At 29.1% G+C, this 12,828-nt stretch carries 19 protein-coding genes and 1 tRNA gene; 19 read left to right on the top strand and 1 reads right to left on the bottom strand.

All coding sequences use genetic code 11. The features are described 5' to 3' along the window. Positions 1 to 543 precede the first annotated feature (543 nt). From ABGB03_RS01640 to ABGB03_RS01720, 17 genes are all read left to right on the top strand, one after another. Entirely contained in the window at positions 544 to 1,602 is a 1,059-nt protein-coding gene (locus ABGB03_RS01640; protein WP_347924296.1) for a helix-turn-helix domain-containing protein, read from the top strand. A gap of 86 nt (positions 1,603 to 1,688) precedes the next feature. After that, positions 1,689 to 3,206 carry an ankyrin repeat domain-containing protein gene (locus ABGB03_RS01645; protein WP_347924298.1) on the top strand — a complete coding sequence of 506 codons (1,518 nt, stop codon included), beginning with the start codon at positions 1,689 to 1,691 and terminating at the stop codon, positions 3,204 to 3,206. 9 nt (positions 3,207 to 3,215) lie between these two features. Then, positions 3,216 to 3,695 (top strand): hypothetical protein, encoded by a 480-nt coding sequence (locus tag ABGB03_RS01650; RefSeq protein WP_347924299.1) that lies wholly within the window; start codon positions 3,216 to 3,218, stop codon positions 3,693 to 3,695. A gap of 28 nt (positions 3,696 to 3,723) precedes the next feature. Then, positions 3,724 to 4,041, top strand: a complete 318-nt coding sequence (locus ABGB03_RS01655; RefSeq protein ID WP_347924301.1) for a hypothetical protein — start codon at positions 3,724 to 3,726, stop codon at positions 4,039 to 4,041. 5 nt (positions 4,042 to 4,046) lie between these two features. Next, complete coding sequence (locus tag ABGB03_RS01660) at positions 4,047 to 4,268, top strand: hypothetical protein (protein ID WP_347924303.1); 222 nt, start codon at positions 4,047 to 4,049, stop codon at positions 4,266 to 4,268. A 92-nt stretch (positions 4,269 to 4,360) separates the two neighbouring features. Then, entirely contained in the window at positions 4,361 to 4,816 is a 456-nt protein-coding gene (locus ABGB03_RS01665; RefSeq protein ID WP_347924305.1) for a nuclear transport factor 2 family protein, read from the top strand. A gap of 25 nt (positions 4,817 to 4,841) precedes the next feature. Then, positions 4,842 to 5,264, top strand: a complete 423-nt coding sequence (locus ABGB03_RS01670) for a nuclear transport factor 2 family protein (protein WP_347924307.1) — start codon at positions 4,842 to 4,844, stop codon at positions 5,262 to 5,264. Further along, positions 5,251 to 5,694: a hypothetical protein gene (locus ABGB03_RS01675; protein WP_347924309.1), complete on the top strand. Its 444-nt coding sequence runs from the start codon at positions 5,251 to 5,253 to the stop codon at positions 5,692 to 5,694. Before ABGB03_RS01670 ends, ABGB03_RS01675 begins: the two co-directional genes overlap by 14 nt. A gap of 23 nt (positions 5,695 to 5,717) precedes the next feature. Then, positions 5,718 to 6,308, top strand: coding sequence for a class I SAM-dependent methyltransferase (locus ABGB03_RS01680; protein WP_347924310.1), 591 nt, complete (start codon positions 5,718 to 5,720; stop codon positions 6,306 to 6,308). 47 nt (positions 6,309 to 6,355) lie between these two features. After that, a complete protein-coding gene (locus ABGB03_RS01685) occupies positions 6,356 to 7,036 on the top strand; it encodes a hypothetical protein (RefSeq protein ID WP_347924312.1) in 681 nt (226 codons plus the stop codon). A gap of 77 nt (positions 7,037 to 7,113) precedes the next feature. Continuing rightward, on the top strand, positions 7,114 to 7,281 hold the full coding sequence (locus ABGB03_RS01690) for a hypothetical protein (protein ID WP_347924314.1): 168 nt from the start codon (positions 7,114 to 7,116) through the stop codon (positions 7,279 to 7,281). 24 nt (positions 7,282 to 7,305) lie between these two features. Next, positions 7,306 to 7,746 carry a DoxX family protein gene (locus tag ABGB03_RS01695; protein WP_347924316.1) on the top strand — a complete coding sequence of 147 codons (441 nt, stop codon included), beginning with the start codon at positions 7,306 to 7,308 and terminating at the stop codon, positions 7,744 to 7,746. Between the two features lie 53 nt (positions 7,747 to 7,799). Beyond that, entirely contained in the window at positions 7,800 to 8,684 is an 885-nt protein-coding gene (locus ABGB03_RS01700) for a DUF5694 domain-containing protein (RefSeq protein WP_347924318.1), read from the top strand. Between the two features lie 34 nt (positions 8,685 to 8,718). Further along, positions 8,719 to 8,850, top strand: a complete 132-nt coding sequence (locus tag ABGB03_RS01705; protein WP_347924319.1) for a hypothetical protein — start codon at positions 8,719 to 8,721, stop codon at positions 8,848 to 8,850. After that, positions 8,834 to 9,508, top strand: coding sequence for a hypothetical protein (locus ABGB03_RS01710; RefSeq protein ID WP_347924321.1), 675 nt, complete (start codon positions 8,834 to 8,836; stop codon positions 9,506 to 9,508). Before ABGB03_RS01705 ends, ABGB03_RS01710 begins: the two co-directional genes overlap by 17 nt. Before the next feature lie 24 nt (positions 9,509 to 9,532). Next, the gene (locus ABGB03_RS01715) at positions 9,533 to 9,661 is read left to right on the top strand and encodes a hypothetical protein (RefSeq protein WP_347924322.1); all 129 of its coding nucleotides are present in this window, start codon (positions 9,533 to 9,535) and stop codon (positions 9,659 to 9,661) included. A 9-nt stretch (positions 9,662 to 9,670) separates the two neighbouring features. Then, positions 9,671 to 10,105, top strand: a complete 435-nt coding sequence (locus ABGB03_RS01720; RefSeq protein WP_347924324.1) for a hypothetical protein — start codon at positions 9,671 to 9,673, stop codon at positions 10,103 to 10,105. A gap of 522 nt (positions 10,106 to 10,627) precedes the next feature. On the opposite strand, the gene ABGB03_RS01725 is transcribed toward ABGB03_RS01720, so the two are convergent. Then, positions 10,628 to 10,700: transfer RNA gene (locus tag ABGB03_RS01725), tRNA-Phe, on the bottom strand. 99 nt (positions 10,701 to 10,799) lie between these two features. On the opposite strand from ABGB03_RS01725, the gene ABGB03_RS01730 reads away from it, so the two are divergent. Then, a complete protein-coding gene (locus ABGB03_RS01730) occupies positions 10,800 to 11,531 on the top strand; it encodes a type III pantothenate kinase (RefSeq protein ID WP_347924326.1) in 732 nt (243 codons plus the stop codon). After that, entirely contained in the window at positions 11,528 to 12,826 is a 1,299-nt protein-coding gene (locus ABGB03_RS01735; protein WP_347924328.1) for a hypothetical protein, read from the top strand. Before ABGB03_RS01730 ends, ABGB03_RS01735 begins: the two co-directional genes overlap by 4 nt. Positions 12,827 to 12,828: the final 2 nt, after the last annotated feature.

Below are 12,828 nucleotides of genomic sequence, written 5' to 3' on the forward strand. Positions count from 1 at the left end.
CTATTGTTATCTAGATAGGTAACAATTTAAGAATATTTTTACCAAGCTTAACACAGATATTACCCTAATATGAAATCCAGAAAGAAATTTAATGTATAAAAAAGTAAAGAAGTTTAAACAAAAAAACCTCGAAAATTTATTGTTTTCAAGGTTTTTAAGTGGAGTCAACGGGACAAAAGTCGAACTATTTTGATGAGGATTTGAATAGAATTAATAATTGATTAAGTATCAATGTGCAATATAATTAGTTAGTCTATTGTACATAATACTACATTATAGCTATCAAATAGATAAACGACTCTTATTACTAAACAATACATTTGCAATATAATGTATCGCGTTATGTAACTTGAGCTTTGGTTAAAAGTGAATTTTTTTACTAAAGGTTCTTAAAAAAATTACCCTATAAGTTTCCTTTAAGATGTTAATGGAACACTTTTTTTACGAAAGGATGAGGAGTGAAGGAAAATGTGTGTGGAATACTCTTTCACTTAAGACAAAGGAGCATCTACAAAATATTTATATTTGCTAAAAAAGAGTTTTATGCAAATTTTCTTATTTTTTCAAGCACTATTAACATTATTTATTGCTGGGGGTATATTTTTTAAAGAAAATAGCTATAAAAATAAAACGCTCTCTTTATACTTTTTACTTCTGTCATTTGAAATATTATATTTTTTATATGGTACGAGCGAAATAGGTAAATTATATCCAGAATTTTATGGTCGTCTTTTTTATTTTTCAATAGGTGTTTTATATGGTCCACTATTATATTTTCATTTTAAATCTATAATTGGGCAAAAGCAACAATTTATTTTAAAAGACCTTTGGCATTTATTACCATTACTTGTTCTTAATGTATTTATGTTTGATGTCATTACTCTCTCTAATGAAGAGCGAATAGCCTATATTGAAAATATCGATAATTTTAACAACTGTATAATCTATCTAAATTATTTTAGAGATTTACACCAAATTATTTACGCTTTTTTGTTATTTAGAATCGTTTGGTTATTTAAAGATCGTATAAATGTTAATGAGAAATTTCATTTAGGAGGCATATCAATTATGTATATAATTACAACGGTTCTTATTACCTCATTAACATTTTTCGCAAATTCTTTCAGAGATTTTTCCTTGTATTATATTATTTCTATCAGTTTTGTCTGTGTTTTAGGATATGTTTTGTTTAAAGACCCAAACTTTTTCAAAGCAATTAAAGAGAAGTATAAAGGGGCAAGACTTAACATTGAAGAGATGAAAACTATTCAATCAAAAATTAAAAATGAGCTTATCAGAGAAAAAATATTTTTAAATAATAATCTGACGCTTGACGAACTCTCTTTAAAACTAAAAGTAAAGCCACATCATATTTCTCAGACCTTATCTGAATTGGTAAAAGAAAATTTCAATGACTACATTAACAAGCATAGAGTTGAGCACTCTAAAAGTCTATTAATTAATCCTTCTCATTCAAATTACAAAATTGAGGCTATCGCTTTTGATAGTGGTTTTAATAATAAAGTTACTTTTTATAAGGCTTTTTCAAAGTTTGCAGATACTACGCCATCAAAATTCCGAAAGGCAAGAAGTAAAAAGTAAATAATAATTTTTATTAACGTTTTACTAATTACTTCTGACGATTTATTAAGCAAAAAAGCGAAGTTTTGCTGTATAAATTATTAAACATGAAATTAATAAATAGCATTATTATTTGTCTAGTATTTATAATTCAAGTTAATGGGCAAACTACAGAAGAGGGTTTAAATCAATTTGATTCAGAAGGAAAAACAAGACTTATAAAAGCCGTTTCGAATAAAGAATTTGATAAAGTAAAAACACTTTTACAGAAAGGAGCTGACGTAAATCTTGCCGAAAAAGATGGCCTCAAAGGCACAGCTTTAATGTATGCTGTTTCTACTGGAGATAAACTATTGTGTCAACTGCTGCTTGAGCATGACGCAAATATCAACCAATTGGATGTGAATAAAGATCATGCTTTAAATTGGGCAACATTTTATGGCTATGTTGATATTATGAGCTTACTTATTAAAGAAGGCACTAATCTCAGTCTTAAAAGTAAGCATGGGACAGCTGTAGATGTAGCTTTAAGATTATGGCATCACGATTCAGTTGCCAATATATTTAGGTCAACTTCATTGGCACAATTGATAACAAAAGATGAAAATAAATTTTTAAAAGCAATAAAATCAGAAAACTATAATGTCTTTAAAAAACTATTAGAAAAAGGTGTTTCCCCCAACTTAAAAGATGGAATTGGAATCCCAATTATGCAACTAGCATCACAGAAAGGTGATAAAAAGATGATTGAATTTTTGGTTGGTTACGGTGCAGATGTAAACATTCTTAACAGAGTTGGGCAAACACCTCTTACTTGGGCATCTCGTTTTAAACATTTAGAAGTTGTTAAATATTTATTAGAGTCAGGAGCAGATTCTAATAAAACTGACCATAAGTATCAACTTACATCATTGATTGGGGCAGCTATTGGCGGAGATGTTTCTATTGGTAAATTGCTTATTAATAGCAAAGCTCAAATAAATCATAAAGATGTTATAAACAATGCTTCTCCGTTGCATTGGGCTATTTTTTACGGCAATACAGATTTTGCCGAATTTCTAATTAATAATGGAGCTAATTATCATGAAAAAGCATTGGAAGAAAATATGTACTCTGCCTATGATATGGTTAAGAATTACAAAAATGAAAAGCTTATAAGGCTAATAGAGGAAAAAGATTTACAAAAAGAAAAAGCAAAGCTTTTAGGTTCATGGAAAGTAAAAGAAATTCATTATCAATATTCAGACACGACATACATAATGAAAACAAAAGATTATGGACGCTTTATCTTTTCTAAAAACAGCTATGCGTTAATGTACAACCCTAGAATGCAAAAACGTGTCCCTTTTAAAAATTTATCTAAACCAGATCAGGATGAAATAAACAATGCTTTTGGTAGCATTGTATTTAACACAGGAAGTTACTCCATTAATAACCATGTAATCGAAACTCAAGCAGATATAGCTAAAGTACCTGGTTTTGAGGGAGGGAAACAGTTCTATAAGTTGCATTTTAATTTAGAGGAAGAATTGGAGCTTATTATGTTTGATGAAACCTATCCAAATGGAAATAAGCCAGAATGGTTTGAGAAATTAAAAGTAAAATTCATATTAATAAAAGAGTAAAATTGAATTATGAAAAAAGCGCAATACTTATCTATTATGATTTTATTAATCATATTTTCATGTCAACAAAAAGAAAATCAAAAGCAAAAAGGGATTTTTAACATAGAAGCAATAAAACCAATAATCCAAAAGAATGGAGAGGTTTGGGGAAAGGCCTTAAGAAATAAAGATATATCCCTAATTTCTAACCTCTATGATCCTAAAGCACATTATTTACCAAATAAAGATGTAGCTCTGCATGGCAGAGAAGCTATTACAGAATATTGGAAAGCTTCAATGGATTTTCTAACTGATTTACAGTTGAGTATGGAATCGCTAGAGGGAACAAAAGAATTGTTATACGAAACAGGAAAAGGTATTGTTATGGTGCTCAATGAGAACGGAGTTATAGACACACTGAGTTTCAAATATGTAAATGTTTGGAAATTAAATAGTTCTGGAAAGTACAAAGTTGTTATTGACACTTTTAATGATAGTATAAAACAATAGAATGCAACTAATCTAATTTAATCTTTTTATGAAAAAATCAACTTTACTTTATATTCTATTACTCTTCATTAGTGTATCTAGTGTTACTCAAAATGCATTTAAAACTAAATCACTTAAAACAATTGATCAAGTAAGTTTTATGAAAGGAAATTGGAAAGGAGATGGCTGGATGATGATTAAAAAAGAACGTAAAAAATTTACTCAAAATGAAACAATCAGTTCGAGAATAGATAACAAAATTTTGATTATTGATGGAATAGGGTATGGTATTAACAAGGGGCAAGAGACGAAAAAAGTTATTCATAATGCTTTTGGAGTAATTTCTTATAATGAAGAAAAAGAATGATGACTATGCTTTCTTTTTCCTCAGCTGGTGACAAAATGGAAAATGAACTAAAATTAATTGGAGATAAAAAACTGGAATGGTCATTTAAAGATAAGAACGGAGGAGCAATACGTTTTAGAGAAGATTTTTCAGAAGATGGAGTATGGTTGGAACAAGGAGACTATTCTTTTGGTGGAATAAAATGGTTTCCCTTCTTTCAAATGAAGTTGAAAAAGCAAAAAGAATAAAGAACCAAACGATTATAGTTAAATAAAATATTTCTTGAAAACTCGAACTAATAGTTAGCAGAGATAACCGATTAAACAAAGCAAACAAAAACATGAAGCACATAACCTTAATTTTAATAATAATAGCATTTACTTCAATGGGATGCTTAAACAAGAGCAATCAAAGTGAACAAATTTCGAAAAAGGATGTCGATCAGATGATCTCCAATTGGAAGCAGGCATTTATAAATAAGGACTATCAGCTTCTTGAATCTATTCTTGATAAAAGTTTTATTTATTCAGGGAGTAATGATGGTTCACTAACTAATAAAGAACAGATGGTAGAAAATCTTAAGAATGATAACTCAAATATGTTACCACCAGAATACTACGATATTGTCATTAAGTATTTTGATGATATAGCCATCGTTAGAGCAAAAGAAACATTAAAGTTTATTGGTGAAAAAGGTGATACAGCAAAAATAAAACTCAGTTTTACAGATATTTATAAAAAGAAGGACGGAAAAGTTCTTACGCTCTCAACACATAGTTCTCCAATAACGGATTAATAATTAAAACTTTAATACGATACAAATGAAATCTATTTTATTAATAAGCTTTGTGCTATTTTTTTGTACAAACCTCTTCGCACAAGAATCAGAATTCACAAAAATTGAAACAACTTTAGATTATTATTTAGATGGAGGTACTAATAATGATTTTGAAACTTTAAAGAAAGCCTTTCATTCAACAGCTACAATGAAGTTTGTAGGGGAAGAATATAAAGAAGTGAATGCAATTGATTTTTTCAAAAAAGGCATTAAGCCAGGTCCAAAACAAGAAAGAAAAACAAGAATAACTTCTATAAATATAACAGGAAATGCTGCTACTGCTCAATTAGAAATTGAATACCAAACTTTTACATTTATTGACTATATGAGTTTATTGAAAATTGATGGTCAGTGGAAAATAGTGAGCAAGATCTTTTACAAAAGGATGAGAAATGAAGGTGAATAGTTTCCTTTTATTACTTGCTATAATTGGAGTGAGTTGTAGAAACAATATTGATCTTAAAAAAGATCAGCAAAAGTATATTCAAAAGCAAAGTTTAGAAGGCACGGTTTGGCAAATGGATTATTCAATGGAAATAAAGAAAGATACTACATTTCACCACGTACCTAAACATTGGGTTAGAATAAAAACATTCACAAAAAACAGGTTCACATTTACTGGCTATGATTTTAATAAAAATGAAATCGCAGGAATGGGAGGAGGAACATTTACTCTAAAAGATTCTGTGTATGTTGAAAAGATTGAGTTCCATCATCAATCAGATTTTAATGGAACGGAATTTAAAGGAACCCTCTATTTTGATAGTCTATACCTTTATCAATTTGGAAAAGTAGGAGAACTGACTTTAAAGGAAAGATGGCATAGAATAGATTAAGAATATTTACTCATTAATTCTACATGAAAGGTATAATAGCTGATAAATACTTGCTTCCAATACGCGAACAGATTATAGATTTGATTCTACCAAATGCAGATGTTTTGGATTTTGGTTGTGGAAATGGTGATTTGCTTTTTAAACTATCGCATAAGATAAAAGAAGGAATAGGGTTTGATAATTCAAAGGCGTTGATTTCTTATGCAATGAAGAAAAAAGCATTAAATGGAATAAGTAATATTGATTTCAAACTAATAGATTTATGCAAAGATTCTTTTCCAAACAGATTGGTTAATTATTCAATAGCTAGTCTTTTTTTGCATGTCCTTTCTAAGAATGATGCTTATTTTCTACTAAAACAAATGATTAATATATCGGAGGTAACTATTGTATGCGGACTGAGTAAACCTGAAAATTTGAGACAGAGTTTTCTTTTATATATGGATCAGAAGTTTTCTGGTCATTATTCAAAATTTAAAGTATACAAAGAAAACAATTATATGGAAGGACTCTTAGAATCATTAAGTCATATATGCTATGAATCGTATTCAACTTTCGATCCCGTTATTAAAATTTATAAAATAACAAAACTTAATAAAATACAACTGTCATAAAACAATGTATAAAAAGTAGTTATACTATGAATTATAAAAAAAATATCATGGAACAAAACAAAACATTTCTTAGAGCAACAGCAATTTGTTCTTTTCTTGGAGCTTTGACAACAATCCTATTAATTTTTCTTCCAAACCCGGAAACTTTTAGTTTTGAGACAAGAACATTACTTTATAATAATAATCTTTATTTAAGTAAATTATGGATTCTTTACATTCATCCACAAGTAAATATTTTAGCCATCTTCGGTATAGCATATCTAATACTCAAAAAGTATCCATTACAAATAATTTTTGGCACGTTCTTTCTGTTAATTTGGGCATATTCGGAAATGTCTCAACAATCACTACTAATTGATACATTAAACCAAATCTGGAGACCAGGTTATATTGAAGCAAATGATGGTGTTACAAGGAGTATATTTAAAACCCTAATCAATGCTGCGAATGGTATTTCTGATAGTAAGTATTTCTTAGTCATTTATGGGTTTGGTATAGGTACTCTACTATATGGATTAGCATTTATTCATGAAAAAGGTTTAGGGAAGTGGATTGGGATTTCCTTTATCTTTATTGGAATCCTTAGTTTATCTTCATTTCTGCGCTATTACTTGGGGCTAGATACTCTAACTGGAATTGTGAATTGGTGTTATGAATGGATTTATTCTTATCTGCAACCTCTAGTAAGAATAGCATTGGGTGTTTGGATTTTAAAGAGTATAAAATAATTTTAGATAAGCGGAACAGCATCTAACTTATGTTTTTTCTGTGAGACGTATAAAAAAACTTTGATAAATAAATTATTATGAAAAACAATTATCTTTTTATAGTAGTGCTAATAGCGTTTACTAGCTGTAAAAAAAATGTAGATAAAAAAGATCAAGTAAATATCAAGAATTTCAATATTGAAGCTTTAAAATATAAGTATGTAAATGTTTGGAGGTTTAATAAAGATGGAGATATAGGATTGTAGTTGATGTTTTTAATAATTTAAAAAATGAATAATATATTTAAAAGCTTAGAAAGAGTAGTAGTAGGCAAAAATTATTTAGGAGTTTTATTTATTCGGCTTGCTTTTGGTTTTCACTTATTATACTATTCATGTAGTGATGTGATAAATTTATCTGCTGGAGATAATGCTGAGTGGCTAGGTTCATTAGGCGTTCCTTTTCCTTTTTTTGCATCTTGGCTATATATTCTAGCGCAATTTTTTGGTGGGGTTTTATTAATTATAGGTTTTAAGACAAGATTGATTTCTATTCCTTTAATTGTAACATTCTTAGTAGCATTCTTTTTGGTACATGCTGCTGACCCTTATAAAGATTCGTTTCAGGCTATACAAATGTTAGCTATTTCTTTTTTCTTTTTGTTCAACGGTTCTGGAAAATTATCATTGGATGATTACTTAAAAAGCAAAATAAATGGAAAAGAAGTATAAAAGATATGAATAAAATACGATTAATAATATCCTTCCTGGCATTATCTATTATAATGGGATGCAATCAAAAAGAAGCTCAAAATAAATCAGCACAATTATCTTCTCTAGCTTCAAAAGAAGTAATGATTCTTGGTGTATATCATTTCAATAATCCAGGAATGGATACCTATAATATGGAAGTTGATGATTATTCTACAAAAAAAAGACAGGCTGAGATCCAAGAAGTTGTTAATCTGTTAGCAAAAAATAGGCCAAATAAAATATTTGTAGAATTCTTACCAAGCCAACAAGCCAAACTAGATAGTTTGTTTACTCTATATGCAGATAATCGTTTATCATTAAAAGATATTAATGGTGGGCAGAATGAGGTATATCAATTAGGATTTCGGTTAGCAAAACAATTGGGTATTAAAGAAATTTTAGCAGTAGACCATCATGGAGTATATTTAGGGTCATATGTGGATTTCATTGCAGACACGCTTTTAATAAAATCATATCAAGATTATAGTGTAGATTACAAACAACAAATAGAAAAACGACAAAAAAGCTTTACTAAAAATACGGTAAAAGAAAATTTCATTTATCTAAATGATTGGCAGCAAATTTTAAATAATCACAACTATTACAACAACGTAGCGATTACCGTAAAAGACACTTCAAGTGTTATGTTTAGTTATAAAGAAATGGAAAAGGAAATTGATGGACTACCTTATCAAATGCGTTCTTTTGATTTCAATAACATCGGTGTAGAACTTGTAACTGAATGGTATAAGCGGAATCTATTCATATACCGTAACATCCTTGAGAAAACGGAAGAAGGTGATAGAGTTTTAATAATTTTCGGTAGCGGACACGTAAGGTATTTAAAACAATTCTTTGACGACAATCCTGAGTTTAATATTACAGATACGAATAGCTTTTTGAACAATGAAAAATAGCTAAGGGCAACAGAATATAAATAACATATATATTATGGCACAAAATAAAAACATTAAACCCTTTTTGAAAGCAACCGTACAATTAAATATATTAGCTGCTTTTGGTGTAGCACATTTATCATTAGATGATTACTTAAAAAGCAAAATAAATGGAAAAGAAGTATAAAAGTATACATATCTTTTTCATCATTATATTGGCATTAGTTCCAATAGGTTTCAAAAGATATTTTATAAAACTATTTAATGAAGAAAGCATAAACAACATTCTTCATATTCATACTTTGGTAATGGGTATATGGTGTTTGTTATTAATCATTCAACCAATTTTAATAAGAAAAAGAAAAAATAAAGCACATAAGTTAATAGGCAAACTATCGTATTTATTTTTTCCTTTAGTTGTTTATACAATTTGTATGATTATTGTTTATTCATTTGAAAGAATGAAGACTCATTTATCTCTTGATGAAAATCTAAGTCAGCTATTTTTACCTATATCTCAACTATTCCTGTTTGTCTTATTTTACATATTGGCTATGCTGAATGTAAAAAAACTAAAAATTCATATGCGCTATATAATAGTATCTTCTGTTGCTCTTTTTGGACCAACCATTGGACGAATAGATTTTGGGCTTGATAGCTTTAATGCTGACTTATGGTTTATGGATTTATGCCTTGTAGCATTTCTTATATATGATACCTATTATAAGAAAGACTATAAACCTTATTTAGTAGGATGTATTTTATTTTTTTTAATGCATATTGGAAGCATTTGGTTTTCAGATACTTATTTGTGGAGGGAAGGGGCTAAAATTATTTTGATGTAATTTAAATAAAAAGAACTTAATGACATGGATAAAAAAGTACTAGTTTCGGTTATATTAGGAACATTATTATTGTTTTTATGGAATGTCATTTCTTGGATGGCATTGCCTTTTCATACAAAAACATTAAAAACGATACCTGAGAGTGTAATTTAAACAAATGTTTTGAAAAACGAAATACCCGAAAGTGGTGTTTATCATTATCCTGGGTTACCCAAAAATCAATCTCAAATAGAAATTGATAAAATTAAAAATAAACTAAAACAAGATCCAAGAATAACTTTAATGGTTTATGTAAAAGAACCTACTCAGCTATTTAATAGTAAAACATTTGTATTTAGCTTATTAATCAATTTAGTAACCGTAATTTTTTCCATATTTATTATTTCAAGAATGACTATTAAGAATCGGAAAAACATTTTTAGTGTAACTTTATTTTTAGGGCTTTTAACTGTAATTATGAGTGATATTAGTTTAATGAATTGGTTTATGTTTCCTGCCAGTTATACATTAGTAAATGCATTCGATAAAATAGTTTCGTTTGGATTATTAGGCCTTCTATTTACTTTTTACACATTTAAAAATAGAAATCATGCTTGATGACAAAAAAAATAATAACATTGCATCCACAAGACAAGAGGGGAGTACGAAAGCATCAGAAACTATTATCTGGAAATGAACAGCAAGCAGCAATAAAAAGAAAGAAGCTAAATTCTGAAATTGACCAAACCACAAAACGTTTAGAAAAGCTTCAAGACTTATTTGTTGATGACAAAATAGATGTAAACGCTTATACTGATACCTATGATAGATATAATTTGAAACGAGAAGGATTAAAAAAAGAGGTTAAAAGTTTGCAAACGGGAAATAGCCAATACAGAATTTGGCTAATCAAAGGAATCCATTTACTTAAAAACATGAAAGAGCACTATAACAAATCGACAGTTAAACAGAAACAAAAACTATTAAGTTCGATATTTCCTGAAAATTTATTTTTTGAAGGGAATGAATGTCGAACTGCAAGAATCAATGATGTATTACGCTTTATTTTGCAGATAAACAGCGAGTTATATAATAAAAAAAGAGGACAATTTTCAACTAAATTGAAATTGTCCTCTCGAGTGGTACCTCCAGGAATCGAACCAGGGACACACGGATTTTCAGTCCGTTGCTCTACCAACTGAGCTAAGGTACCTCGCTAAATGCGGATGCAAATATATATCCTATTTTATTATTCCGCAAAATAAAAAGATATAAAAAATGGTTTTGTAAATTTACACCTTTTATTTTTCAGATGAATTTAATTATTGATGTAGGTAATACTAGTGTGAAACTTGCTGTTTTTCAAGATAGTGTAATAGTCCATAAAGAGACTATTGACTTAGATGATATTGAAATTAAAATAGAAAGACTCTTAAAAAAGTATGAGCTTTTAGATAAATCCATTATATCTTCAGTAGGTAATTTAAGTCAACAACAGCTTACAAACATTACCAAACAACTTAAAACGATTGTTTTAAGCTCGGATACCAAAATTCCATTTAAAAATAAATATAAAACACCAAGCACATTAGGCGTCGATAGAATAGCGTTAGTAAGCGCATCTGTGCTAAAATATCCTAAAAAAAATGTATTAATTATTGATGCTGGAACCTGTATTACCTACGATTTTATTAATAAAAAAAATGAATATTTTGGGGGAGCCATATCACCTGGTATTTCAACTCGTTACAATTCACTAAATAATTTAACAGCCAACTTACCGTTATTGAAAAGAAAAGCACCAAAAAAATTAATTGGTAATTCTTCAAAAGAATCTATTCATTCGGGGGTTATTAATGGAATTTTAATGGAAATTGATGGAATTGTTAAAAAATACCATAGAAAATATAAAGATTTAACAGTTATTTTAACAGGAGGAGACTCAGATTTCTTGTCAAAGCGATTAAAAAGTAGCATATTTGCGAACTCAAATTTTCTATTAGAAGGTTTGAATTTCATATTAGAATTTAACTTAAACGAATGATAAAACAACTTTGTTTAATATTTATAGCGTTTTTAGCATTAAATATTCATGCTCAAGAAGGAACTACCTCGCCATATTCATTTTATGGCTTAGGAAGTTTGAAATTTAAAGGTACAACCGAAAACGTGAGTATGGGAGGTTTAAGTATTTTTACAGATAGTATTCATGTTAATTTGCGCAATCCAGCATCGTATGCGGGAAGGTTATTTACAGAAAGCGGTGAAGGGCATTATGTGAAGTTTGCAGTTGGAGGTAGTAGCTCAAATACAACATTAAAAACTAATTCTGCATCTGATAAAGATGACGCAATAACTTTCGATTATCTAGCTTTATCAATTCCTATGGGTAGACTAGGTATGGGTTTTGGTTTAATGCCTTACACGTCGGTTGGATATAAATTGCAGTCCATTAGAGACGAAGATATTTTGGATTATAGATATAGTGGCGAAGGAGGTGTAAATAAAGCATTTTTGGGGATAGGATATTTAATAACTAAAGATTTAAGATTTGGTGCAGATGCAAACTATAATTTTGGAAATATTAGAAATAATGTCTTAAATTTTAGATATGATGATGAAGGAAATCCTCTGCAATACCATAGTCGAGAAGTGAATAGGTCAGACTTAAGTGGATTGAATTTTAACTTCGGACTTACATATACACCAATGATTTCTGAGAAGTTACAGCTAACATCTTCAATTACGTTTTCTCCCAAAGCTGATTTAACCTCTACAAATCAAAGAACATTTGCAAGTGTAGTAATTAATTCGACTGGTCAAGAATTTGTTGTTAATGAAATAGAAATGGATCTTGAAGCTCAAGGATTAGACAAAACAGTATTGTCATTGCCAACTAAAACAGCTATCGGAGCTGGTATTGGACAACCTAGAAAATGGTTTTTAGGAGCTGAGTATACAATGTTAAAAACCAGTGAGTTCTCGAATGAAATTTTCAGTTTTGACAATGCTACTTACGTAGATGCTTCAACAATTTCGGTTGGAGGATTTTTAGTGCCACAATACAATTCCTTTAGTTATTGGAAAAGAACGGTTTATAGAGCGGGAATTAGATTTGAAAACACAGGATTAAAAATAGCAAATGAATCAATAAGCGAGTTTGGCATGTCTTTTGGTGTAGGATTACCAGTTGGAGATGTGTTTTCAAATGTAAATATTGGAATTGAAGTTGGACAACGCGGAACAATTAACCAAAATTTAGTAAAAGAAAATTTTGTAAATTTCCAGCTTAGCCTATCATTAAATGATTTATGGTTTGAAAAAAGAAAATTTAACTAATT

It is taken from the genome of Pontimicrobium sp. SW4, from assembly GCF_039954625.1.
Taxonomy (GTDB): Bacteria; Bacteroidota; Bacteroidia; order Flavobacteriales; family Flavobacteriaceae; genus Pontimicrobium.

Coding starts and splice junctions, on each gene's coding strand:
- ABGB03_RS01640 (WP_347924296.1), top strand. CDS start 544: ATGCAAATTTTCTTATTTTTTCAAGCACTATTAACATTATTTATTGCT.
- ABGB03_RS01645 (WP_347924298.1), top strand. CDS start 1,689: ATGAAATTAATAAATAGCATTATTATTTGTCTAGTATTTATAATTCAA.
- ABGB03_RS01650 (WP_347924299.1), top strand. CDS start 3,216: ATGAAAAAAGCGCAATACTTATCTATTATGATTTTATTAATCATATTT.
- ABGB03_RS01655 (WP_347924301.1), top strand. CDS start 3,724: ATGAAAAAATCAACTTTACTTTATATTCTATTACTCTTCATTAGTGTA.
- ABGB03_RS01660 (WP_347924303.1), top strand. CDS start 4,047: ATGCTTTCTTTTTCCTCAGCTGGTGACAAAATGGAAAATGAACTAAAA.
- ABGB03_RS01665 (WP_347924305.1), top strand. CDS start 4,361: ATGAAGCACATAACCTTAATTTTAATAATAATAGCATTTACTTCAATG.
- ABGB03_RS01670 (WP_347924307.1), top strand. CDS start 4,842: ATGAAATCTATTTTATTAATAAGCTTTGTGCTATTTTTTTGTACAAAC.
- ABGB03_RS01675 (WP_347924309.1), top strand. CDS start 5,251: ATGAAGGTGAATAGTTTCCTTTTATTACTTGCTATAATTGGAGTGAGT.
- ABGB03_RS01680 (WP_347924310.1), top strand. CDS start 5,718: ATGAAAGGTATAATAGCTGATAAATACTTGCTTCCAATACGCGAACAG.
- ABGB03_RS01685 (WP_347924312.1), top strand. CDS start 6,356: ATGGAACAAAACAAAACATTTCTTAGAGCAACAGCAATTTGTTCTTTT.
- ABGB03_RS01690 (WP_347924314.1), top strand. CDS start 7,114: ATGAAAAACAATTATCTTTTTATAGTAGTGCTAATAGCGTTTACTAGC.
- ABGB03_RS01695 (WP_347924316.1), top strand. CDS start 7,306: ATGAATAATATATTTAAAAGCTTAGAAAGAGTAGTAGTAGGCAAAAAT.
- ABGB03_RS01700 (WP_347924318.1), top strand. CDS start 7,800: ATGGGATGCAATCAAAAAGAAGCTCAAAATAAATCAGCACAATTATCT.
- ABGB03_RS01705 (WP_347924319.1), top strand. CDS start 8,719: ATGGCACAAAATAAAAACATTAAACCCTTTTTGAAAGCAACCGTACAA.
- ABGB03_RS01710 (WP_347924321.1), top strand. CDS start 8,834: ATGGAAAAGAAGTATAAAAGTATACATATCTTTTTCATCATTATATTG.
- ABGB03_RS01715 (WP_347924322.1), top strand. CDS start 9,533: ATGGATAAAAAAGTACTAGTTTCGGTTATATTAGGAACATTATTATTG.
- ABGB03_RS01730 (WP_347924326.1), top strand. CDS start 10,800: ATGAATTTAATTATTGATGTAGGTAATACTAGTGTGAAACTTGCTGTT.
- ABGB03_RS01735 (WP_347924328.1), top strand. CDS start 11,528: ATGATAAAACAACTTTGTTTAATATTTATAGCGTTTTTAGCATTAAAT.